The sequence below is a fragment of the Halalkalibaculum sp. DA384 genome (genome assembly GCF_043951955.1).
Classification (GTDB): Bacteria; Bacteroidota; Rhodothermia; order Balneolales; family Balneolaceae; genus JAMQKA01.
The window spans coordinates 12,008-34,636 of record NZ_JBINJE010000020.1 but is presented as its reverse complement, the minus strand read 5'-3'; the positions used below and the strand labels follow the sequence as shown (position 1 = coordinate 34,636).

The 22,629-nt window shown below is 51.0% G+C and carries 18 protein-coding genes and 1 pseudogene; 6 read left to right on the top strand and 13 right to left on the bottom strand.

All coding sequences use genetic code 11. From position 1 onward, the window contains the following. Nucleotides 1-2: 2 nt before the first annotated feature. The 10 genes and pseudogenes from ACG2E4_RS12120 to ilvB form a co-directional block, all read right to left on the bottom strand. Nucleotides 3-416, bottom strand: a complete 414-nt coding sequence (locus ACG2E4_RS12120; RefSeq protein ID WP_395261731.1) for an OsmC family protein — start codon at nucleotides 414-416, stop codon at nucleotides 3-5. A gap of 258 nt (nucleotides 417-674) precedes the next feature. Then, on the bottom strand, nucleotides 675-1,796 hold the full coding sequence (locus ACG2E4_RS12115; RefSeq protein WP_395261730.1) for a branched-chain amino acid aminotransferase: 1,122 nt from the start codon (nucleotides 1,794-1,796) through the stop codon (nucleotides 675-677). Continuing rightward, a complete protein-coding gene (gene leuB / locus ACG2E4_RS12110) occupies nucleotides 1,793-2,902 on the bottom strand; it encodes a 3-isopropylmalate dehydrogenase (protein ID WP_395276723.1) in 1,110 nt (369 codons plus the stop codon). Before leuB ends, ACG2E4_RS12115 begins: the two co-directional genes overlap by 4 nt. Further along, a complete protein-coding gene (locus ACG2E4_RS12105) occupies nucleotides 2,899-3,465 on the bottom strand; it encodes a 3-isopropylmalate dehydratase (RefSeq protein ID WP_395261728.1) in 567 nt (188 codons plus the stop codon). Before ACG2E4_RS12105 ends, leuB begins: the two co-directional genes overlap by 4 nt. Before the next feature lie 136 nt (nucleotides 3,466-3,601). Then, nucleotides 3,602-4,903, bottom strand: coding sequence for an aconitase/3-isopropylmalate dehydratase large subunit family protein (locus tag ACG2E4_RS12100; protein ID WP_395261727.1), 1,302 nt, complete (start codon nucleotides 4,901-4,903; stop codon nucleotides 3,602-3,604). Between the two features lie 105 nt (nucleotides 4,904-5,008). Continuing rightward, a pseudogene (locus tag ACG2E4_RS12095) lies at nucleotides 5,009-6,157 on the bottom strand (2-isopropylmalate synthase); the annotation flags it as partial. Nucleotides 6,158-6,297: 140 nt separating this feature from the next. Next, nucleotides 6,298-7,902: a citramalate synthase gene (gene cimA / locus ACG2E4_RS12090; RefSeq protein ID WP_395276722.1), complete on the bottom strand. Its 1,605-nt coding sequence runs from the start codon at nucleotides 7,900-7,902 to the stop codon at nucleotides 6,298-6,300. A 31-nt stretch (nucleotides 7,903-7,933) separates the two neighbouring features. Further along, nucleotides 7,934-8,950, bottom strand: a complete 1,017-nt coding sequence (gene ilvC, locus ACG2E4_RS12085) for a ketol-acid reductoisomerase (RefSeq protein ID WP_395261725.1) — start codon at nucleotides 8,948-8,950, stop codon at nucleotides 7,934-7,936. Between the two features lie 56 nt (nucleotides 8,951-9,006). Beyond that, nucleotides 9,007-9,531, bottom strand: a complete 525-nt coding sequence (gene ilvN, locus ACG2E4_RS12080) for an acetolactate synthase small subunit (protein ID WP_395261724.1) — start codon at nucleotides 9,529-9,531, stop codon at nucleotides 9,007-9,009. Continuing rightward, the gene (gene ilvB, locus ACG2E4_RS12075; RefSeq protein WP_395261762.1) at nucleotides 9,528-11,207 is read right to left on the bottom strand and encodes a biosynthetic-type acetolactate synthase large subunit; all 1,680 of its coding nucleotides are present in this window, start codon (nucleotides 11,205-11,207) and stop codon (nucleotides 9,528-9,530) included. The genes ilvN and ilvB overlap by 4 nt, the downstream gene beginning before the upstream one ends. A gap of 226 nt (nucleotides 11,208-11,433) precedes the next feature. On the opposite strand from ilvB, the gene ACG2E4_RS12070 reads away from it, so the two are divergent. From ACG2E4_RS12070 to ACG2E4_RS12060, 3 genes are all read left to right on the top strand, one after another. Further along, nucleotides 11,434-11,682 (top strand): hypothetical protein, encoded by a 249-nt coding sequence (locus ACG2E4_RS12070; RefSeq protein ID WP_395261723.1) that lies wholly within the window; start codon nucleotides 11,434-11,436, stop codon nucleotides 11,680-11,682. A gap of 183 nt (nucleotides 11,683-11,865) precedes the next feature. Then, nucleotides 11,866-13,596 carry a dihydroxy-acid dehydratase gene (gene ilvD / locus ACG2E4_RS12065; protein WP_395261722.1) on the top strand — a complete coding sequence of 577 codons (1,731 nt, stop codon included), beginning with the start codon at nucleotides 11,866-11,868 and terminating at the stop codon, nucleotides 13,594-13,596. 287 nt (nucleotides 13,597-13,883) lie between these two features. Next, the gene (locus ACG2E4_RS12060; protein WP_395276721.1) at nucleotides 13,884-15,932 is read left to right on the top strand and encodes an OPT family oligopeptide transporter; all 2,049 of its coding nucleotides are present in this window, start codon (nucleotides 13,884-13,886) and stop codon (nucleotides 15,930-15,932) included. A gap of 55 nt (nucleotides 15,933-15,987) precedes the next feature. On the opposite strand, the gene hisIE is transcribed toward ACG2E4_RS12060, so the two are convergent. Next, entirely contained in the window at nucleotides 15,988-16,626 is a 639-nt protein-coding gene (gene hisIE / locus ACG2E4_RS12055; RefSeq protein WP_395276720.1) for a bifunctional phosphoribosyl-AMP cyclohydrolase/phosphoribosyl-ATP diphosphatase HisIE, read from the bottom strand. A gap of 132 nt (nucleotides 16,627-16,758) precedes the next feature. Further along, entirely contained in the window at nucleotides 16,759-17,520 is a 762-nt protein-coding gene (hisF, locus tag ACG2E4_RS12050; protein WP_395276719.1) for an imidazole glycerol phosphate synthase subunit HisF, read from the bottom strand. Nucleotides 17,521-18,034: 514 nt separating this feature from the next. Here hisF and ACG2E4_RS12045 point away from each other — a divergent pair. Both ACG2E4_RS12045 and ACG2E4_RS12040 read left to right on the top strand, forming a co-directional pair. Continuing rightward, on the top strand, nucleotides 18,035-19,030 hold the full coding sequence (locus tag ACG2E4_RS12045) for a hypothetical protein (RefSeq protein ID WP_395276718.1): 996 nt from the start codon (nucleotides 18,035-18,037) through the stop codon (nucleotides 19,028-19,030). Nucleotides 19,031-19,165: 135 nt separating this feature from the next. Beyond that, complete coding sequence (locus tag ACG2E4_RS12040; RefSeq protein ID WP_395276717.1) at nucleotides 19,166-19,669, top strand: phosphoheptose isomerase; 504 nt, start codon at nucleotides 19,166-19,168, stop codon at nucleotides 19,667-19,669. 95 nt (nucleotides 19,670-19,764) lie between these two features. Here the strand turns inward: ACG2E4_RS12040 and hisA are convergent, their stop codons facing one another. Further along, nucleotides 19,765-20,478 (bottom strand): 1-(5-phosphoribosyl)-5-[(5-phosphoribosylamino)methylideneamino]imidazole-4-carboxamide isomerase, encoded by a 714-nt coding sequence (gene hisA / locus ACG2E4_RS12035; RefSeq protein WP_395276716.1) that lies wholly within the window; start codon nucleotides 20,476-20,478, stop codon nucleotides 19,765-19,767. Between the two features lie 139 nt (nucleotides 20,479-20,617). Between hisA and ACG2E4_RS12030 the strand changes: the two genes are divergently transcribed. Beyond that, nucleotides 20,618-22,201 carry a calcineurin-like phosphoesterase C-terminal domain-containing protein gene (locus ACG2E4_RS12030; RefSeq protein ID WP_395276715.1) on the top strand — a complete coding sequence of 528 codons (1,584 nt, stop codon included), beginning with the start codon at nucleotides 20,618-20,620 and terminating at the stop codon, nucleotides 22,199-22,201. The last annotated feature ends 428 nt before the right edge of the window (nucleotides 22,202-22,629 follow it).

Below are 22,629 nucleotides of genomic sequence, written 5' to 3'. Positions count from 1 at the left end.
GTTTATTGAATCGTGTAGCTGTGAGTGATCTCGGATGTTTTTTCCAGGGCTTTTGAAACGGAACAGTATTTATCGATCGACAGATTTATGGCCCGCTCCACTTTTTTGGGATCCAGTTCACCCTCCAAAATATAGTGCATATGGATAGTTTTGAATTCGGAGTAGGTTCCTGTTTTCTGGCGGTCTCCGTCAATTTCCACCGTGATATCTTTCAGCTCCTGTTTCTGTTTTTTGAGAATGCCGATAATATCGATCGTACTGCACCCCCCAATGCCGGCAAGGAGCAGCTGCATCGGACTCATGCCTCCTTCAATGCCCCCTATCGAGCGGGTCCCGTCAATCCTTATGGCCCCCCCTTCTTCATTTTGGGCTTCCATGTGCAGTTCTTCCTCAAGCTTGTTAATCGTTATTCTCATAGAAAGTACGAGTTATTCTGGATTGTAAATAAAGTCAGCAGGAAAGTAATAAATGGCCATGGGCATAGAAAGGAAAATACTAAAACATGTACCAAACACAGTACGCATTGTTCAGAGTAAGTTGGAGCCCCATCCCTGTATCGACTGCACCGTAGTGCCGGGAAATTTAACTAATTGGTCTGAAACAGCACCAGGTAAAACAGATCGACAAGTGAGACAGAAAAGAAATCTACCCGACTATCAATCGGGTAGATTAGGTCAGCTAATAGTGGACATCCAGTGATAGATGTCCTCGTGAGTTGAATATTGTATGCCGGTTATCGTATCAAAAAGCTTCTTGGCAAAGGGCCCGATTTCATTTTCATCTGTCACCAGCGTATTTCCCTGGTGGTGGATCGACCCGACCGGGGAGATGACGGCCGCCGTACCCGTTCCGAAGACCTCTTCCAGCGTTTTATTTTTATCCGCCTCAAAGATTTCGTCGATGGTAATAGGTCGCTCATGAACAGGAATATTCCAGTGTTCCGCCAGCTTGATGACCGAATCCCGGGTAATGCCTCCGAGTATGGAGCCGTTCAGCGGGGGGGTGTGCAACTCACCGTCAATTTTAAAGAAGATATTCATTGTGCCCACTTCCTCAATGTATTTGTGCTCCTTGGCATCGAGCCAGATAATCTGGGTGAAGCCCTTCTGTTTTGCTTTTTGGGCCGGCAGCAGGGTGGGACCGTAATTGCAGGCTGTTTTGATAAAACCGGTTCCACCCTTGGCACCCCGAATATAATCATCCGATGTAGTCAGGCTTACCGGGTCAAAGCCCTCCTTGTAATAAGCTCCCACGGGTGAGGTCATAATCAACAGCCGGTAGTGTTCGGCGGGTCGCACGCCCAGGCAGGCATCAGTTGCAAATGCAAGGGGACGGATATAGAGGGCGTTACCATGTTTCTCCGGAACCCATTCCTTGTCGATGGAAACCAGTTTTTTGAGGGCCCTTTTTAGCAAACCGGTATCAACCTGGGGAATGCACATCCGTTCGCAGGAGGTGTTGAGCCGGTCCAGGTGCCGATCCATGCGGAAAAAGCGAATTTCGCCATCTTTTCCCCGGAAAGCCTTCATCCCTTCAAATACGGTTTGCCCGTAGTGAAGAGTCGACATCGCCGGAGAAACTTTCAGGTCTTCAAACGGGATAATCCGGGCATCCTGCCATTCTCCATCCGCGTATTGCAGGCTGAACATGTGATCCGAAAACAGGTCTCCAAATCCCGGATGGTCCAGGTCCACCTCATTCACTCTGCTTGAAGATCGCAGTTGAAGCAAAATTTTGGAGGAATTGGTGTCGGTATCCGTTTGTTTAGCGAACGTTTTGGCTGATGATTGTTTCATAAGAACGTGCCTGGTTGTAAATCAGGATTTAAGTGTTTCATGATAGCACTACCCATCTCGGATGTGCTGACCAAATATTCCTTGGGTGATTTCGTGTAGATATCGCCGGTGCGGAAACCGTCATCCAGCGTAGAGAGTATGGCAGCTTCAATTTCTTGAGCCGCTTCTTCCATATCGAGGGAGTGGCGGCAGAGCATAGCCACCGAGGCGATTGTGGCCAGTGGATTGGCCTTGTTTTGGCCCGCGATATCGGGTGCGGAGCCGTGAACCGGTTCGTACATGGCGTATTCCTCACCGATACTGGCGGAGGGCAGCATGCCGATGGAGCCGGTGATCATCGCCGCCTCGTCACTGAGAATATCTCCAAACATGTTGCCGGTCAGAATTACGTCAAATTGCTTTGGGTAGCGGACCAGCTGCATGGCACAGTTGTCGACCAGGACATGCTCCAGCTCGATCTCCGGCCATTGTTTAGCGGCTTCGATAACGGTTTTTCTCCACAACCTTGAGCTGTCGAGGACATTGGCTTTATCCACATTTGCCACTTTCTTTTTGCGGTGGGTAGCCATTTCAAACGCCTTGTGAGCTATGCGGGAGACATCCCTGGTAGTATATTCCATCGTGTCAACGCCGCGTTCTCCGTCATCGGTTTTCTCAATCAGCCGCGGACGTCCAAAATAAATTCCGCCGGTTAGTTCACGCAGTATCATGATGTCGACGCCTTCTACAATCTCCCGTTTAAGAGTGGAGGCATCTATCAGAGGTTTGTAGACTTTGATGGGACGCAGGTTGGCAAAAAGGTCAAGTTCTTTTCGCAGTCCCAGCAGCGCCGCTTCCGGTCGCCTGTCTTTCGGTTCGTCGTCCCATTGTGGTCCTCCCACGGCACCGAGCAGCACGGCGGGCACCTCCTTGCAGGCCTTCAGCGTTTCTTTAGTCAGGGGGCGCCCATAGCGATCGATGCTGGCCCCGCCGACGTCGAAACTGCGTGTTTTTAGTTTGTACCCATGTCGTTTGCAGACGGCTTTTAAAATTTCAATCCCCTCCTGGGTAACCTCGGGGCCGATACCGTCACCGGGTAGTACAACGATTTCCTTGGTTGCGGTCATGCGATCATCCCCTCTTTTCGTGCGAATTCAAAAATACCACCGGCGTTTACGATTTCAGCAACACTGCCCAGCGGACGAATTTCATAAGTTTCGTCCTGGGTGAGGTTGCGCACTTCTCGCTTGGCGCGGTCGATTTCGAGAACATCGTGGGTTTCTACTTTGGAACTCAGGTCTTCAATACTTTCATACGGAACGACGAACCCTCCGTCGACCGAGTTGCGGTAGAATATCCGGGCAAACGTGGGAGCGATAATTGCCTGAATGCCTGCAATTTTAAGTGAGGCGGGAGCGTGTTCGCGGGAGGAACCACAACCGAAGTTGTGTCCACCTACGATGATATCAAACTCACTTTCAAACTTGTCCTCTTCCACCAGCGGGATGTTTCCCTGGGGAAGCCCGGATTCCGCGTCAGGAACGCCGGAGAGGGCATAGCGCCCGTAAAATTTTCGTTCTTCAGGATCGTCAAGACTGTATACCAGGTGTTCCGCCGGTATAATCTGGTCCGTGTCGATATTTTTACCGAGCACAAACGCTTTTCCTTTAATTATGTCTGAATCTGCCATTAATTGGTTGAATTAGCTTTTAAGTAATTTCGTATTACGTCTTTGATTGTTGAGTTCTTCAACTCTGTACGATTAGTTATGAGTTATTGGTCTATCCGAGTTCAACTCATCGCCTACTAATAGCCAATAACAGAAACTAATTGATAAATGCCCGCGGATCGGTGATGCTTCCGGTGACGGCCGAGGCAGCCACAGTGTAGGGCGAAGCGAGGTATACCTGTGCCTGCTTGGAACCCATGCGGCCCGGGTAGTTCCGGTTGGTGCTGGAGATACAGCGCTCTTCGTTGTTCAGCCGGCCAAAGGTATCAGAAGGTCCACCAAGGCAGGCCGCGCAGGAGGCGTTGCCGATGTGGCACCCGGCCTCTTCAAAAATATCCAGCAGCGTTCTGCCATTCACTTTGGTCGTCTTCAGGCCGTCTTTGATCTCAGTCGTGGCCGGAACGATAAAGGTTTCCAGCTTTAATTCCTGTCCGTCAATAATTTCAGCGGCAGCCACGAAATCGGACAATTTTCCACCGGTACATGAGCCGATATAGGCGCGGTCGAGCTCCGTGCCTTCGAGCTCTTCGGCGGTGGCCTTGTTATCCGGGCTGTGTGGTTTGGCTACCATCGGTACCAGCTTGTCGAGCTGGTAGGTGTACTCGCTGTGGTAGTTGGCGTCTTCATCACTGTAGACCGGTTCAAACGGTTTGTCGGTGCGTTCTTTTACATACGCTTCTGTTTTTTCATCCGGTTCAACCACGCCATTTTTACCGCCGGCTTCAATCACCATGTTGGTGATGGTCATGCGGTCTTCCATCGTCATGGCGCTGATACCTTCGCCGGCGAATTCCATCGTTCGGTACGTGGCGCCATCCACGCCGATATCCCCGATAATTTGCAGGATGATATCCTTGGCCATCAGGTACTCCGGCATTTTGTTGCCTTCAAATACGAACCGCATCGTTTCGGGCACTTTTACCCAAAGCTTGCCGGTGCCCATGATAAAAGCGGCATCGGTGTTCCCGATTCCCGTGGCAAACTGCCCGAAGGCGCCGGCCGTACAAGTGTGGGAGTCGGTCCCGAACAGAACCTCACCCGGACGGGTGAAGCCCTCTTCAGGAAGCGCGATATGACAAACTCCTTTATAGTCGTCCGATCCTACATCATAGTAGTAGGGGAGATCCTGGTCGGCGGCAAACGCCCGCAGGATGTCGACATTGCGGTTGGCATATTTGTCTTTGGTAAAGATATAGTGGTCTGGGATAATAACAAGCTTCTCTTTATCCCAGACTCTGGCATCTTCGCCGAATTCGTTTCTGAAAATGGAGATGGAGGGCGGCCCGCACACGTCGTGGGTCATCAAGACGTCCACATCAACCCAGACACTTTCTCCGGGTTCAACCGAAGAGGCGCCGCTGTGTTTCGCTAATATTTTCTCTGTAAGAGTCATTCCCATGGTAATTCGAACTCTGTAGTTTTATCAGTTATGATTAATATTCCTGGATGGTTTAATTCTTCATTCCCGGGTAACGGTGGTATCGCCGGAAACTTTTTTGTGATTCAGTGTTTCATCCACCAGCATGAGCAGGTCACTGTCTGTCACGACCTTTTTCTGGTCGGCAAGCCGGGTTACTTTGGTATAAATCTGATCGAGCTCTTCTTTTACCAGGGAGTACCCGAGATCTTCAAGTTTTTTGTTCAGTGCAAACCGGCCGGAATGTTTGCCCAGCACAATGCGGTTGCCGGTAAGTCCCACCGATTTGGGGGTCATGATTTCGTAGGTCATCGGGTTGTTCAACACTCCGTGTTGATGGATGCCCGCCTCGTGCGCAAACGCGTTTTCGCCGACAATAGCCTTGTTGGGCTGCACCGGGTTGCCGGTGATCTTGGTCAGCAGCTGGCTGGCCGGGTAGAGCTCTTCGGTCACGATATTGGTTTTTTTGCCAATATTGTTTTCGCGGGTGGCCATTGCCATGACTATTTCTTCCAGTGAGGCGTTACCGGCGCGTTCTCCAATTCCGTTGATGGTACATTCAATCTGCTGAGCACCATTCTGCACGGCGACCAGCGAGTTGGCCACGGCCAACCCAAGATCATTGTGGCAGTGCACGCTGATGGTCGCACTGTCGATATTGGGCACGTTTTCCTTAATGCCTTTAATCAGCTCGCCATATTCCCAGGGAAGGGCGTAGCCCACCGTATCGGGCACGTTGATCACTTCAGCCCCGGCGTCGATTACGGCTTCAAAAATTTCGTAGAGAAATTCAGGATCACTGCGCGAGGCATCCTCTGCTGAAAACTCCACTTCGTCGCACAGTGCGTGGGCGTATTCCACCGCTTCCACCGCCGACTCCAGCACTTCCTCGCGCGACTTCTTGAGCTTGTACTGCATATGGATGTCGGACGTGGCGATAAAGGTGTGGATACGGGGTTTTTCAGCAAACTCCAGGGCGGAGGCGGCCCGGTCAATATCCTGCTTCTTGGTCCGGCAGAGCGCGGCAACCGTGCTCTGTTTGATTTTTTTACCGATCTCGCGGACGGTTTCATAGTCACCTTCGGATGCAATTGGAAAACCGGCCTCGATAACATCGGCCTTTAGACGCTCAAGCTGGAGGGCAAGCTTTAATTTTTCTTCCTGGTTCATGCTAAACCCGGGAGATTGTTCTCCATCTCTGAGCGTGGTGTCGAAAATTTGAATTTGGTTTTCCATGATTCTGTGATCTATGACTTAAACTTAATGGTTTAGATTATGCCTCGATTGTTATTTGGTGATTATTTGATCGCTCTTTTTGGGTGATATTGCCGTCAGAAGGCTGTATCGATATAGTTGAATAAAAATATTGATTGCCCTCAACTTGCTTTATTGGCCTGGGTGTCCAGCACTTCCTGACCCTGTTTCATCAAAAAATAGCTGAAGCTGTCAGAAAGCGCCTGCCAGCTCGCTTCAATGATGTTTTCCGATACACCGACAGTTCCCCAGGAATCCTCGCTCCCGGCAGAATCGATCAGCACCCGAACACGTGCGCCGGTGCCATCTTTTTCATTGAGGACCCGCACCTTGTAATCCTGCAGGTGCATATTGTCAATTTCAGGGAAAAACTTGTGAAGCGCCTTGCGCATCGCCCCGTCCAGGGCATTGACCGGTCCATTGCCTTCGGCAGCACAATGTTCGATCTGGTCGCCGACCTTCAGGCGGATGGTGGCCTCTGAACGGGCCCCGCCCGAGACATTTTTTTCTACGATGATGCGAAACCCTTCTAAAGCAAAATATTCCTCCCACGGTTCCGTCATCTTTTTAACCAGCAGTTCGAACGAGGCTTCGGCGGCTTCAAACTGGTATCCCTGGTTTTCAAGTTCTTTCAGTTTCTGAACAATTTGAGGAGCGTCATCTCCGTGTTTGTCCAGTTCAATGCCGAGCTCATCAGATTTGTAGTAGACATTACTCTTTCCGGAGAGGTCTGACACCAGCACCCGCCGCCGGTTTCCGACCTTCTCAGGGACAACATGTTCGTATGTCTGCTCATTTTTCATAATGGCGTTGACATGAATACCGCCCTTGTGGGCAAAAGCGCTGCGCCCGACATAGGGTTGACGGATGTCCGGGCTCACATTGGCCAGTTCGCTGACAAAGTGCGAAAGGGAAGAGAGCTGGTCCATCTTTCCCGGGGGAATGCAGCTGTAATCCTGCTTAAGCTGCAAGTTGGGCACGACTGAGCAAAGGTTTGCATTCCCACATCGTTCTCCGTACCCATTGACGGTCCCCTGCACATGTACACATCCGGCTGCGACCGCGGCCAGGGTATTGGCCACCGCCAGTTCACTGTCGTTGTGAGCGTGGATTCCCAGCCTGGTATCGGTCTGTGCCCGCACTTCCGAGACGATCTGCGTAACCTCGTGGGTCAGCGTTCCCCCGTTGGTATCGCAGAGCACCAGCACATCGGCGCCCGCCTGTTCGGCGGCCTTGAGCGTTTTGACGGCATATTCCGGGTTGTCCTTGTATCCGTCGAAAAAATGTTCGGCATCATAGATAACCTCTTTCCCGTGATTTTTCAGGAAAGCCACGGAATCAGAGATGATGTCGAGGTTATCTTGTGCAGAAATTTTCAACGCCTTTTTTACATGCAGCAACCAGCTTTTGCCGAAAAGAGAGACGGCGGGGGTGTCAGCCCCTACGAGTGCACAAAGGTTGGCATCGTCTTCAGCGGCATTTCCCGCGCGGCACGTGCTGCCAAACGCCACAATCCTGGCATTGTTGAAGCTGTGATGTTTCGCCAGTTCAAAAAACTCCATGTCCTTGGGATTGGAGCCGGGCCATCCCCCTTCGATATAGTCGAATCCAAATTCATCAAGCTTGTGGGCGATACGTATTTTATCCTCGGCAGAAAAAGCGATTTTTTCTCCCTGGGTGCCGTCGCGCAGCGTGGTGTCAAAAATTTGGATATTCGTTGCTGTCATTCTGTTAATGGTTTTGAAGCTGTCTTGAAAACTATTCAGCCGGTTCCGTTTCCCTGTTGCCGATCCAGTCCATCATGGACCGGAGATCTTTTCCAACGGTCTCAATTTTATGGTCACCGAGTTGTGAACGCAGCTTGGTAAGGTTGGGCAGTCCATCCTTGTTCTCCTTGATCCACTCCTCGGCAAAGGAACCATCCTGCACGTCCTTCAACATTTTCTCCATGCGCTTCTTGGTTTCATCATCAATGACATCGGTGCCGCGGGTCAACCCACCATATTCAGCGGTGTCACTGACCGAGTAATACATGCCTTCAATGCCTCCTTCGTACATCAGGTCAACAATCAACTTCAGCTCATGGAGGCACTCGAAATAGGCAATTTCGGGCTGGTAGCCTGCTTCAACCAGTACTTCAAATCCCTTTTTGACCAGCTCGGAAGTACCGCCACAAAGCACGGCCTGTTCCCCAAAAAGGTCGGTTTCGGTCTCTTCTTTAAAAGTGGTTTCAATAACACCGGCGTGGGTTCCGCCAAGTCCCTTGGCATAAGCCAGGGCGGTATCTTTGGCCGACCCGGTATAATCCTGGTGGACAGCCACGAGGCACGGAACGCCTGATCCCTGCTCATACACGCGACGAACCAGGTGACCGGGGCTCTTGGGAGCGATCATGAAAACATCTACGTTTTCTTCCGGTTCAATAGCTCCGAAATGGATGTTGAACCCGTGCGCAAAAGCGAGGGCATTGCCTTCCTCGAGATTGGGTTTTACGTTTTCCTCATAAAAATCGGCCTGGTGCTGGTCGGGGATAAGGATCATAACGATGTCGCCTGCCCGGGCGGCTTCGGCGGGGTTGAGCACTTTGAGACCGGCTTTTTTGGCATTATCCCTTGAGGAACTGCCTTCCCGAAGCCCGACGACCACGTCAACTCCACTCTCTTTCAGGTTAAGGGCGTGTGCATGTCCCTGGCTTCCATACCCCATAATGGCTACAGTTTTATCGGCCAGAAACTGAAGGTCGGCATCATCGTTATAATAGGTCTTCGCTTTCATTAAAATATATCCTGCTTTTAATTATGTGTTGAGTTAATACTGGTTTCTAATAGTGTCTATACTGTTCCGCTGTATTCTCTTTTCAGGGCTACCGTACCGGTTCGGGCCACTTCCGATATTCCAAACGGTTCCATCATGCCGATGAAGGCGTCTACTTTATCGCGGTTGCCCGTCACCTCTATGGAGAGCTTTTCGGGACTGATGTCGATCACCTTGGCACGAAACACCTGGGCTACCTGCATCACCTCGGTACGGCTGGAAGCGGTGGCCGCCACCTTGACCAGGGCAAGCTCGCGTTCCACGAAGTGTTCATACGTCAGGTCGGTGACCTTTACCACGTCGATGATCTTGTTGAGCTGCTTGGTGATCTGCTCAATGATATGTTCGTCGCCGTGCGTGGTAATGGTGATTCGGGCAAGCCCCGATTCCTCTCCCGGTCCAAAACTGACACTGTCGATCTCAAACCCTTTTCCGCTGAAAATTCCAATGATTCTGGAAAGAGCGTTGAGATTATAGTTGACCAGAACCGAGAGGGTATGCTTGTTTTTCGTCTCTGTCTTCCCGTTCTGTGTAGATATCATTCTTCTTCTCCTTCTACCATTTCATTCAATGCTGCTCCCGAGGGTACCATCGGGTAGCAATTTTCATGTTCTTCAACCTGAAAGTCCATAACCACGGGCCGATCATTGATCTTCATCGCTTTTTCGAGCACCTCGGTCATCTCTTTGGGGTTGACAGCCCGCATTCCGATGGCCCCATAACTTTCGGCCAGCTTGACAAAGTCCGGATTTCCCTTCTTGAGGATAGAGTGGCTGTAGCGCTTGTTAAAGAAGAGCTCCTGCCACTGCCGGACCATACCGAGGCAGTTATTGTTCATGATGGCAATTTTCAGCGGCACTTCATATTCCACAGCTGTGGCCAGCTCATAGGCGGTCATCTGGAAGCCGCCGTCTCCGGTGATGCAGACGACCGGACGATCGGGACAGCCAAAGGCAGCACCCATGGCGGCTGGAAATCCGTACCCCATGGTGCCGAGTCCTCCCGAAGAGAGCCAGGAGCGCGGGTGGTTAAAGTTGTAGTGCTGTGCAGCCCACATCTGGTGCTGACCAACATCCGTAACAACAATCGCTTCCCCCTTGGTAATGCGGGAGATCTCCTCAACCATGTGCTGGGGATAGATCGTTTCATCCGATTTGGGGATTCGAAGCGGATGCTCCTTTTTCCACGTTTCGATCGTATTCCACCACTCGCTGGTATCGGGAACGTCGGTCAGTTCATCAATTTGCGGCAGTACGTTTTTGACGTCTCCCACAATGGGAACCTCCACCTCTACATTCTTTCCGATGTTTGAGGGATCAATATCGATATGAATTTTTTGGGAGTGGGGAGAAAATCCATCCAGGCGCCCTGTTACGCGGTCATCAAAGCGAGCGCCGACCGCCAGCAGCACATCACACTCAGTGGTTGCCATGTTGGCATAGTACGTGCCGTGCATGCCCAGCATGCCCAGCGACTGTTTCTTGCTTTCCGGGAAAGCACCGAGCCCCATAAGGGTGGTGGTCACCGGGATGTTAAGGCGCTCGGCCATGGCGGTCAATTCCTCCCATGCTTCGCCGAGGATCGCTCCCCCACCGGCGTAGATCAACGGCTTTTTCGCCTCGCTCAGCAACTTCGCTGCTTTTCGTATCTGGGATTTGTGCCCTTCGGTAACCGGGTTGTAGTTGGGCATCGAAATTTTCTTGAGTCCGCTGTAGCGACCATCCGTGTTCAGCATATCTTTGGGAAGGTCGACCAGTACAGGCCCGGGGCGGCCGCTGGTGGCTACATGAAAGGCCTCTCGAATGACATGCTCCAGCTCATCCACATCCTTCACCAGGTAATTATGCTTGGTGATCGGGCGGGTTATGCCCACGATATCCGCTTCCTGGAAGGCATCATTGCCAATAAGGCTGGAGGGCACCTGCCCGGTAAAAACAACCAGCGGAATGGAGTCCATGGCCGCGGTGGCAATACCGGTAACGGTATTGGTACCGCCCGGACCGGAAGTAACCAGGACTACGCCTGGTTTTCCGGTAGCTCGGGCGTATCCGTCGGCAGCATGTGTTCCGGCTTGTTCGTGTCGAATTAAAACATGCCGGATATCATGACTATCAAAAAGTTTATCGTAAATCGGTAATACAGCTCCCCCCGGATACCCAAAAAGAGTATCTACCTCCAGGTCTTCCAGCGTATTAATCAAAATTTCTGCCCCGTTCATTACGTGCGTTTCCGAGGCCTCAATTGGTTGTTCATCGGTGCCGTGTTCGAGTTTTTGAGCTTTTAAGTGGTTCATATGACCTCGTTAATGTACTTTTCCCGCCAGAGGTCAGAATTTAAGTTAAATCTTTTGTAAAAAGAGCTTGATTTAAGTTCTAACCTCTGGCTGTTTTGGTTAGCTAATTAGTAGATTTAGAATTAGAATGCCAGAAATCAGAACCTGTAGAATGGATAGTACGGCTACAACAATACCTGCTGTTCCGATACTATTGATAAGCTCTACTACAGGAGAGACGGATATAGCTAAAGAGATAGAAAGGGAAGCAACAAGGGAAATCGCTACCAACACGGTGATGGAAAAATCACGATCTGCAGGCCGGGAAACGGCGTTTGCATTGGTGTTGGCGACAACGGTATGTATTGTTTTGTTTCCCAAAAGTAGTTTTTGCTTGCTTTCCAATGAAGCTCTTCAATAATAGGTAACCATTGCTCTGATGTCAAGCAAAAAAGAAAAAAAGTATCAAAAAAATTTCTCTTGTAAAGTTTGACGATTATTATAGCTTTAGACTTTCCTTTTCCACTGTATATTGTAGAACTATTTTAATACCCTTGACGGTTGCGTTAACAGAAATTGGTTATTAAAGAATATTCTGAATTTTATGGCTGAAAAACTCAATAAATACAGTTCCCGACTTACACAGGAAGAATCACAGGTTGGCTCACGCGCCATGCTCTACGGTGCCGGTCTTGACGACGAAGATATGGACAAGGCCCAGGTGGGTATCGCCAGCACGGGCTGGGAGGGCAATCCCTGCAACATGCACCTGAACGGGCTGGCGGAGCAGATACGCGACAGTGTTTGGGATGCCGGACTGGTTGGCTTTGTGTTCCACAGTATTGGGGTTAGCGATGGAATTTCGATGGGAACGCAGGGAATGAAATATTCACTTCAGTCCCGCGATATCATCGCAGATTCAATTGAAACCGTTATGCGGGCCCAATGGTACGATGCCAATATTTCGGTGGTGGGCTGCGACAAGAACATGCCGGGTTCGGTGATGGCGATGGCGCGGTTTAACCGCCCCTCTATCATGGTATACGGGGGAACGATCCGTCCTGGAAAGTGGAAAGGGGAGGATCTGAATATTGTATCGGCATTTGAATCGTATGGCGAATACCTTTCTGAGAATATTGACAAGGATGAACTCAACAACGTGATCAAGCATGCGTGTCCCGGAGCGGGAGCTTGTGGTGGGATGTATACAGCGAATACGATGGCTTCAGCCATAGAAACCATGGGAATGAGCCTGCCGTTCAGTTCATCGATTCCGGCCACTCATCAGCAAAAAATGGAGGAGTGCCGGCGGGCTGGCAAGGCGGTCCTGAACTTGCTGGAGCAGGATCTGAAACCGCGGGATATCATCACCAGGGAGTCGCTGACCAACGCGGTACGGATGATTGTGGCGCTGGGGGGATCGACCAATGCCGTCATGCATATGCTGGCTATTGCCCATGCGGCCGAGGTGGATTTCACTATTGACGATTTCCAGGAGATCAGCAACGACACCCCGTTTATTGCTGATCTTAAACCCAGTGGCAAGTATGTGATGGAGGATCTCTTCAACGTGGGAGGGGTGCCGGCCGTGCAGAAGCTGTTGCTGGAGGAAGGATACCTGAACGGAGATTGTATTACGGTGACGGGTAAAACGCTGGCTGAAAATGTAGCCGAAGTTCCCGGTTTGCTGAAGGAACAAAATATTATTCAACCGATATCGGATCCGATTAAGGAGACCGGTCACCTGCAGGTGCTCTATGGAAATCTTGCTCCTGAAGGGGCCGTGGCGAAAATAACCGGGAAAGAGGGATTGCGCTTTGAAGGATCTGCAAAGGTGTTTGAGTCTGAAGAAGAGAGCCTGAAAGCGATTCAGAATGGAAAAGTGCAGGCGGGCGATGTGGTTGTAATCCGCTACGAGGGCCCAAAAGGCGGACCCGGAATGCGTGAAATGTTGTCTATTACGGCTGCCATCATGGGTGCGGGACTCGGTAAGGAGGTGGCCCTGATCACCGATGGTCGCTTTTCCGGCGGATCACACGGGTTTGTCATCGGCCACGTAACTCCTGAAGCCCAGGTGGGCGGACCCATTGCACTGCTCGAGGACGGAGACCCGATTGTTATTGATGCTGAGGAGCGGGTCCTGCAGATTGACATCCCGGAGCAGGAGCTGGAGGCGCGTCGCGAAAAATGGGAGGCTCCGCCGCTTAAAGTAAACAGCGGGGCCCTGTATAAATATGCACTGCTGGTCTCCTCGGCTTCTGAGGGGTGCGTAACTGACAAACTCCCGTATGAGGTTGTCGATCCGGTTGAGCGGAAGAAAAGTGTAGCAGATTAACAAGAGATCTTTGCAAAACCTCTGTTTTTACCCAATCCCGGGTTTTTACCCTTAATGGAAGTTGGTTTCATCCGGGATACAGGCCATTGGGCCCGGCCGACCAGCGCGGGGTAGGTGAGCTATGGAATCTTTCACTCAACGCCAGCTGGGCTGTACCGGAGGAACGTTCATTATCCTGCTGTTATACAATGAATTACACAAATACGGGGTGCACCCGGTCTTCCGGGACTACCATCACAAGTAAATCAAGTCAATAGACAAAGAGTAGAGAATTATGGAGGTCAGCTTTGGGCAATCAACCTGAAAAATTTACTCCCTATGTTCGACCGGAAGACGATCTCCCCCAGATAACAATCAAGGCCGTAATTTTGGGGATTCTGTTGTCGGCTATCCTGGCAGGGGCAAATGCCTATTTGGGGCTGAAGGTGGGGATGACCGTTTCAGCCTCGATACCGGCTGCCGTTATCTCTATGGCGGTGCTTCGGCTGTTCAGGGAGTCGAATATCCTGGAAAATAATATTGTGCAAACGGCCGCTTCGGCCGGCGAATCGCTGGCGGCCGGGGTGATTTTCACATTGCCGGCGCTGATTTTACTGCAGTACTGGACTGATTTCCCATTTATAGATACCATGGCCATTGCCCTGTTTGGAGGCGTACTGGGAGTGCTTTTTACCATCCCCTTGCGACGAGCGCTTATCATTGAGCAGGGGTTGAAGTTTCCGGAGGGGATAGCCACCGGAGAGGTGCTGAAGGCCGGTTCCGAGGGCGGCAAGGGTATCAAATATATATTATGGGCGGGCTTGTTTGGTGGATTGTATAAACTGGGTCAAACAGGATTCAAACTTTTTTCCGGTTCTGTTTCCGGCTCAGTTACCGCCGGTCGGTCTGTTTTTGGGATGGGAACCGAGCTCTCTGTGGCCTTGTTGGGAGTGGGATATATCGTTGGACTGAATATTGCAGTCCTTGTATTTTCCGGCGGACTTATTTCCTGGCTGTTTGGAATTCCGATCTATACAGCGCTGGCTGATCCGGAAGTTCTGAAGCAGGTCACCGGGAGCGCAACCGGCTATACCGCCGCGCTGGAAGTCTGGAGCCAGAAGATCCGCTATATGGGAGTGGGGGCTATGGTGGTTGGTGGCATTTGGGCGCTTGTTTCACTGGCAAAACCGCTGGTGGATGGCATCAAGTCATCCTGGGAGGCGGTCAAAAAAGTCCGTGCGGGTGAGGGGATCGATATACCACGAACTGAGAAGGATGCCCCGATCAATTATGTTCTGTGGGGGGTAATCGGCCTTGCTGTCCCGATTTTTATCGTGTTTACGCAAGTGATTGATACGGCCCATCTGCCGGTCAGCAGCGGACTGTATTGGACAACAATGGCGATTGGAACCCTGTTTTCACTGGTGGCCGGTTTCCTGTTTTCCTCGGTGGCCGGCTATATGGCGGGTCTGGTAGGCTCCTCCAACAACCCGATTTCAGGGGTCACGATTGCAACAATTCTCGCCACGGCCTTGATACTGTTGGCACTGCTGGGAACACAACTGGAATTCGGTGTCGACACCGAGCGGGCCGGGGCTGCTGCTGCCGCAGCGGTTGTAGTTGGTGCGATGGTCGCCTGTGCCGCAGCCATCGCCGGGGATAATATGCAGGATTTGAAAGCGGGACAACTGGTTGGGGCCACCCCCTACAAGCAGCAGATTATGCAGGTGGTCGGGGTTATTGCGTCGGCGCTGGTGATTGCCCCCATCCTGAGCTTGTTATTTAACGCCTACGGCATGGGCGGGGTTTTCCCAAGGGAGGGAATGAACCCTGAGGAGATGCTCAGTGCCCCCCAGGCCACCCTGATGCAGTCGGTGGCGGAGGGCGTGTTTGCCCAGAACCTGGAATGGACCATGATCATTATAGGATGTGTGATAGCGATAGCGATTATCCTTTTTGATAAATACCTGGAGGCCCGCGGTTCTGATTTCAGGGCCCCGGTGCTGGCGGTAGCTGTGGGAATATATCTGCCACTGGAGCTGACGGTGCCGATCTTTATCGGGGGACTGATTGCCTGGTATGCCGGTAAAAGAATTGCTGACAGGGCTGCCCGGGAGGGGAAAGATCCTGAAGAAGCACAAGAACTGGGTGAGCGCCGCGGGCTGCTGTTTTCATCCGGACTTATCACCGGGGAAGCCTTAATCGGTATTATTCTCGCCATTCCTTTTGCCCTTCAGGAAAGCACCGACGCGCTGCGCCTTGTACCGGAGTCATTCGTTCCCTACGCCGACTGGCTGGGTGCGATTGCCGGTATGCTCTTTATTGTCTGGCTCTATAAAATTGTAACCAGGAAATAGCTACAAATGACAGAATAGACCAGCATGGCCGGGCAATGCCGAATAACTAAATCTATCACCCGAGGTGCTTGTGGTTCCCCTTGTTGTGGCGTTTTTTAAGTTTTTTAACCACTTTTTTGAGTGATATCCCTTTTTCCACCATCAGGACCATCAGGTGAAAAAACAGGTCGGCCACTTCTCCGACAAATTTTTTCTTTTTGTCATTTTTTGCTTCGATGACCGTTTCCACGGCTTCTTCACCCACCTTTTGGGCCATTTTGTCGATCCCTTTTTTGAAGAGGTAGGTAGTATATGAATCTTCCGGCAGGTTGGCTTTACGGTTTTTAATCAGGTCTTCAAGCTCTTTCAGGAACGCATACCGCTCTTTTTTGGGACGAAATTCTTTTTCGTGGAAACAGGAGGTGTTTCCCGTGTGGCAGGTCGGTCCCTGGGGATGGGTAAAAATCAGCAGCGTATCATTGTCACAGTCGGCCTGGATCTCAACCAGGTCGAGGTAGTTTTCGGACGTCTCTCCCTTGGTCCACAGGCGTTCTTTGCTGCGGCTGTAAAACGTGACCCGCCTCTGGTCAATCGTTTTTTTTAGTGCGGGTTTGTTCATATAGCCGAGCATCAGGACCTGGTAGGTATCGGCGTCCTGTATGATTGCGGGAACGAGTCCATCCCCCTTGTTAAAATCTATTTTGTCGATGTCCATCTGGCAAGTAAAAAAATTAAGCTGTCGGTTTTACAATTATTTCGGTGAGAAAGTACACAATTAACGGCGGAATTAATACCGGGGTTGCCACAGCATCAGGGCAGGATCCCGTGATGTTTGGAAGGTTCCATTCTACGGTACGATCCGCACGGGAATATCCTCGTTGTTAAAAGAAGCTTTGAGATCTTTGATATCGATTTCCTGGAAGTGAAAGATACTGGCAGCCAGCACAGCATCGGCAGCCCCTTCCCGGATGGCCTCTATACAGTGCTGGATGGTTCCGGCGCCACCACTCGCGATGACGGGGATACGCACCTCTTTATTCACTTTGCGGAGAAGGTCCACGTCAAATCCCGATTTGGTTCCGTCGCGGTCCATGCTGGTCAGCAGTATTTCTCCCGCACCCCGTTGCTCCACCTCTTTCATCCATTGCAGTGCGTCCTTTCCGGTATCTTCCGTGCCTCCTTTGATAAATACCGACCAGGAGTCGCCCCTGCGTTTGGCGTCTACGGCAGCAACGATGCACTGGGCTCCAAACCGCTCGGATGCCCGGTTGATGAGATCCGGATTTTTAACGATGGCACTGTTCAGTGAAACCTTGTCGGCCCCGGCATGCAGTATCTCCTCGATCTCATCCAGCTTGCGGATGCCCCCTCCCACGGTAAAGGGGATATCGATTTCACGGGCGATCCGCCGAACCAGCTGAACCAGTGTTTTTCGCTTTTCCTGGGTGGCGGTAATATCCAGAAATACGAGTTCATCCGCGCCTTCATCGGCATATCGCCTGGCAAGTTCAACAGGGTCGCCAGCATCCCGCAGATCTACGAAGTTGACTCCTTTAACCGTTCTGCCGTCTTTGATGTCTAAACATGGAATAATGCGTTTAGCAAGCATATGATCCTAATTTTTGGAAGATTTTTCGTGGTAAATATAGCCATTTGCGTCAACATATCTGAATACCGGAGGAGGTTAAAATGAAGCTATTTAAACCACATTTAAATAAACCGCTTAACTGGAATTTTTTTGCAGGGTTAAATAAAATATAGTCTAATCCAAAACAAAAACGGGAGGTTGTTATGAGTAAACCAGTTGAATGTCCGGAATGTGGCGCAACCGCAGTAGAACCTTGCCACAAAGAACCTGTAAGTGATTGCGTCAGAGAAGAGAACAACTAAAATAATAAATAACCAACCTTGTGGCCCCGGACTTTCCGGGGCTTTTTTGATTTTCCTTTCTCTTAAACCGTTGTAGCCCCTGCTGTTACCCCAGTCAATTTGTAACAAGTACTGAAGACAGCACTCTTGTGAATAAACGGCTTACTACCCAAAAATGGGACCGCACCATGCAGGTTCTCAGGGGAAGGACTACGTCTGTTGAGCTAGTACCTTGGCAATAACAAAATTTCGCTATGACGCTTAAAATTTTCGGGGAATTCGTAAGTAAAATTGTACTGGCTGTTGTTGAGTTTGTTGTAAAATGTGGTGCCGTTTTGGCTTCTCTTTTAACCCTGGGGTCGCAGGGCTCATTTGCAGATAGAGTGTTGTACAGCTTCAGTGCCTTTCCAGCCCTGTTGGAGCAGATATCCGAGGTATCCGCGCAACTTAAAAATCTGGAAAGCACGATTCCCGATTATACCACGCTGTCGCCGGCTGAGTTTGTCGACCTTCACGGAACAGGTGCCTTCGACAGCATAATGCTGATCCTGAATGGGGCCACAAAATTTTTAGTGGCTGTACACCGGAATTTGGAAGCGGCTCCGCTCACTACGTTGGCGACAGCCGGCACAATGTTTTGCAGCATCTTCGCAGTCAGCGTGTTACTGGGATTTATACGACGTGCCGGCGAAGATTCGGTTTGGATCCGGGCAGAGAGGAGGCTCTGGAAAAAGCTGACGAAGCAGGAGAAACGGGAACCGGAGGATAAACTTGAAACAGCAGCACCGCCGGGAGGGGAAAGCAGCAATATTGAGCCCGAGCCTGATGCCGGGGACGGAGAAGGGATGGGACCGGGCGAGCGTGAGAAGTCGCCGGATCCATCAGCTTCAACTACATCCGGATCTCCATCTCTGGCCGTGGAGGGAGTACGGGAAGATGCTTCGGACCTTCCGGTCGATACCCGAGCGGATGATTTCAAAGAGGAGCAATCAACAGTGTCCACCACCGATGATCAGCAGTCAAAAACGGGTGATCTTGAATCGGCAAAAGGGGACAAGCGGGCGGAAGAACCGGGGACAAAAGGAACGGCTCTACTTGCATCAGAAGAAGAGATCCACACTGAAAGTAAACTGGAAGAAGAACTGGCTAATGCGGGAAAAGCTAAAGCCGGCGATTCCCAAAGCGACGTGGAATCCCCACAGGAGTACAGCCTGCAGGAATACCTGGAGAGGGCACGGTCGTCCGGGTAATATCCTTGGTCAGACAATTTTCAGCGGGCGACATTGGATAACCTCGAAAAATTAAAATGGTTTAGATACGCTTTCTTTATTAAGTTCGCTCGTTCGAAAAAAATACTTGTAATGATACGATTCAAAACGATTTGAATGGGTTCTGAAGACGCCAGGCCACAGATCTTTGAAGATACCAAGCAGAAAATTCAGGAGCAGGGTTTTACCATCATTGACCAGGACCGGGAGCGCCCCTGGGGGGGATTTTTTGTAATTAAAGAGTCAGAGGCTCCGCAATTCGCCGATACCTATTTTGAGGACGTGCCGGTGGATGAACTCAAGATTGCAGGAAAATTGAGTCCCAAAATTTTGATTGTGGAGCCGGAAAAGCGGCTTTCCTGGCAATACCATCATCGGCGGGCAGAAATCTGGAAAGTGATTGAGGGACCCGTCGGTGTGATGAGGAGCGATACCGACAAGCAGGGACCGGTTGAGACGTTTGATACCGGGGATCTTGTAAAGCTGAAGCAGGGAGAGCGTCACCGGTTGGTCGGGCTGAAAAACTGGGGCGTACTCGCTGAAATTTGGCAACACACCGATGCCCAAAACCCCTCCGATGAAGATGACATCGTCCGTGTACAGGACGATTTCGGGCGGTAGTACGTGTACGCGTTCAGCGGATAAGGTTTTCAATAAATCGGGGGAAAGCCCCCTGTAGCACCGGAAAATCGGAATAAATGAATTTGGGTCAGATTTTAAGCAAAATCGGCCAGCTGCTCCAGCGAAATTTTACCATCGTAATACGCACGACCCACCACAACAGATCCAATACCGGTTTTCTGCAATTCAAGCAGGTCGGAGTAGCTGCCCACGCCGCCTGAAGCGATAAAATCAAGATCGGGGAACTGCTGCATCAGGGATCGGTATAGGTCGATGTTGGGGCCTTCAAGGGTTCCGTCCCGGCTGATGTCTGTGGTGAGTACATGCCTGAGACCGTGCTTGATCATGGGTTTCAAAAAGTCGTTGAGCGAGTCGTCGGAGGTCTCTTCCCAGCCGGCATACGCCACTTTTCCTTCTTTCAGGTCCATGCCCAGGATCGCTCGTTCCGCCCGTTCCCCGATGAGCTTGAGCCAGTCCGCCGGTTTTCGCACCGCCATGGAGCTGCAGATAACGCGGTCGATCCCCCTTTTTAACAACATGTCAGCATCTTCATAACTTCGGATGCCTCCGCCGGTCTGTACGGACAACCCGGTATTTTCAATGATGGAGGAGATCTGTTTCAGATTGACAAATTCGCCCTGCCGGGCTCCATTCAGGTCTACGACATGAATATGAGAAAACCCCGCTTTTTTGAACTTTTGAGCCTCATCCAGCGGATTGTCATTGTAAATGGTAGCTTGGTCATAATCTCCTTTGTGGAGTCGTACAACCTGGCCGTTCAGCAGGTCAATGGCGGGTATTACCTTCACGATATGATATATTGGTTGTTGTGTTAAAAATTTGAAGAACCAAAGGTAAAGAAAATTTAACTTTAATTTTCTTTACCCTTGATATACCAGAGGTATAATTGTTTCCTTTAAGTACTTTAGAATTAATAGCGTTATTGATATGAAACACGCGGGAACTCTTATTGTATTCTTCCTACTGACGGTAACGGGCGCCCTGGCCCAGCAAACGGCCAAAGGCACGGTCTTTGAAGATACCAACGGGAATGGGCAAAAAGAGAGGGGGGAGAGCGGAGTAGCTTCTGTGGCTGTCTCCAACGGCCGGGATGTGGTACTCACGGATGACCGGGGGCGCTACACGTTGCCGGTGGATGACGACGATATCCTTTTCGTGATTAAACCCTCGGGCTACAAGCTGCCGACAGATGATCAAAACCTGCCACAGTTTTATTATATCCACAAGCCCGCGGGATCGCCGGAGCTGGAATACGCCGGTGTGGAGCCGACGGGACCGCTGCCGGAATCGGTTGATTTCCCGTTGATAAAGACCGAAAAAAAGCAGCAGTTCAGGATGCTGGTGTTTGGGGATCCCCAGCCGTATACCGAGCAGCAGGTCGAGTATTTTGACCGCGACATCGTCTCTGAAGTAGCGGGGATTGAAGGCTACGATATGGGAATTACCCTCGGCGATATCGTGGGTGACGATCTCGACCTGTTTGCCCCCTACATCCAGTCGGTGGCCCGGGCGGGCATTCCCTGGTTCCATGTATACGGCAACCATGACATGAATTTTGATGCGGAATCCGACCGGTTCGCCGACGAGACGTTCGAGCGCGTTTTTGGTCCCGCTACCTATTCTTTCAACCACGGTCAGGTCCATTTTATCGTGCTGGATGATGTAGTGTACCCGCGCAGCGACGGCAAATCGGGCTATATCGGTGGATTTACCGACGAACAGCTCACATTTTTAGAAAATGACCTGAAACACGTATCCAAAGACAAGCTGGTGGTGCTGGCGTTTCATATCCCTCTCATCGTGCCGGAAGGTCGTCGCACGTTCCGTATTGAAGACAGGAGCCGGCTTTTTGACCTGCTGAAGGATTACCCGCATACCCTGTCGCTGTCGGCCCACACGCATATTCAGCAATTTGCGTTTTATGGGGAGGATAGAGGCTGGCACCGGGAAAATCCCCATATTCACTACAATGTGGGTACGACCTCCGGCGACTGGTGGTCGGGCGTGCCGGATGAGCGCGGTATTCCTCCCACCTTGATGCGCGACGGCACCCCCAACGGCTATGCCATCATTAATTTTACCGGCAACGAGTTTACACTGGATTACCGGGCGGCGGGTTATGAGGAGTCGTACCGCATGAGTATCTGGGGTCCCAAAGTAGTTCCCCAGGACAGCTGGCACGGCGCTGAGATTTTTGTGAATTATTTTATGGGTTCAGAGAAGACCAGGGTAGAGTACAACGTTGCGAACAGCGGGTGGCGACCTATGGGCAAGGTTGAGGAAAGCGATCCGTATGTGGCACAGCTCCGGGAAAAATGGGATACTTCGGAATCTCTGCTTGCGGGAAAACGCCCTTCGAATCCGGTAACATCCACACATCTGTGGAGTGTTGGCGTGCCGAATAACCTCCCCACAGGAAAGCATACTGTTCAGATCCGGGTCACCGACATGTTTGGACGAACGTTCTACGGTACGTTTGACTATGAGGTCGTGCGGCCGGGGGGCAACTGAGGAGTTGGAACGTGAGCGGAACATCCATATAGTCTTGCGCCATGGGTAGCAGGTTCCCTGTAATGCGTAATAAAGGCGCAATGTTACCCCTCACCTGGTGAAAAGATACGGTTCTAAAAAATTAATCTTGACACAAAATCATAAAGCCACCACTCTCTTGTCCGGATATCGACCCGGGAGATGCCAATACAATCAGCTACAGCAAGAGCAGCTTTGGCGGCCCCTCGTTGACCGGAAATGTTAGACCTCTTCAGGTCGGGGACAAGGGCAAACAGCGGTGCGGGATATCTTCTCTGTTGAATTTCCAATGGCCGACCCGGAAAATGGATTCGGTACAGGGGGGAATGGGATGGTATGTCCGGCTTTGAAAAGGTTGAAGTGGCAGATGGATCGTATCGTGTGTTACCGGAGTTGCGTGCATAGTTAGT

Excerpts from the sequence above, each read along its gene's own strand:
- ACG2E4_RS12120 (WP_395261731.1), bottom strand. The coding sequence starts at position 416 with ATGAGAATAACGATTAACAAGCTTGAGGAAGAACTGCACATGGAAGCC.
- ACG2E4_RS12115 (WP_395261730.1), bottom strand. The coding sequence starts at position 1,796 with ATGAAACAATCATCAGCCAAAACGTTCGCTAAACAAACGGATACCGAC.
- leuB (WP_395276723.1), bottom strand. The coding sequence starts at position 2,902 with ATGACCGCAACCAAGGAAATCGTTGTACTACCCGGTGACGGTATCGGC.
- ACG2E4_RS12105 (WP_395261728.1), bottom strand. The coding sequence starts at position 3,465 with ATGGCAGATTCAGACATAATTAAAGGAAAAGCGTTTGTGCTCGGTAAA.
- ACG2E4_RS12100 (WP_395261727.1), bottom strand. The coding sequence starts at position 4,903 with ATGGGAATGACTCTTACAGAGAAAATATTAGCGAAACACAGCGGCGCC.
- cimA (WP_395276722.1), bottom strand. The coding sequence starts at position 7,902 with ATGACAGCAACGAATATCCAAATTTTTGACACCACGCTGCGCGACGGC.
- ilvC (WP_395261725.1), bottom strand. The coding sequence starts at position 8,950 with ATGAAAGCGAAGACCTATTATAACGATGATGCCGACCTTCAGTTTCTG.
- ilvN (WP_395261724.1), bottom strand. The coding sequence starts at position 9,531 with ATGATATCTACACAGAACGGGAAGACAGAGACGAAAAACAAGCATACC.
- ilvB (WP_395261762.1), bottom strand. The coding sequence starts at position 11,207 with ATGAACGGGGCAGAAATTTTGATTAATACGCTGGAAGACCTGGAGGTA.
- ACG2E4_RS12070 (WP_395261723.1), top strand. The coding sequence starts at position 11,434 with ATGGATAGTACGGCTACAACAATACCTGCTGTTCCGATACTATTGATA.
- ilvD (WP_395261722.1), top strand. The coding sequence starts at position 11,866 with ATGGCTGAAAAACTCAATAAATACAGTTCCCGACTTACACAGGAAGAA.
- hisIE (WP_395276720.1), bottom strand. The coding sequence starts at position 16,626 with ATGGACATCGACAAAATAGATTTTAACAAGGGGGATGGACTCGTTCCC.
- hisF (WP_395276719.1), bottom strand. The coding sequence starts at position 17,520 with ATGCTTGCTAAACGCATTATTCCATGTTTAGACATCAAAGACGGCAGA.
- ACG2E4_RS12045 (WP_395276718.1), top strand. The coding sequence starts at position 18,035 with ATGACGCTTAAAATTTTCGGGGAATTCGTAAGTAAAATTGTACTGGCT.
- ACG2E4_RS12040 (WP_395276717.1), top strand. The coding sequence starts at position 19,166 with ATGGGTTCTGAAGACGCCAGGCCACAGATCTTTGAAGATACCAAGCAG.
- ACG2E4_RS12030 (WP_395276715.1), top strand. The coding sequence starts at position 20,618 with ATGAAACACGCGGGAACTCTTATTGTATTCTTCCTACTGACGGTAACG.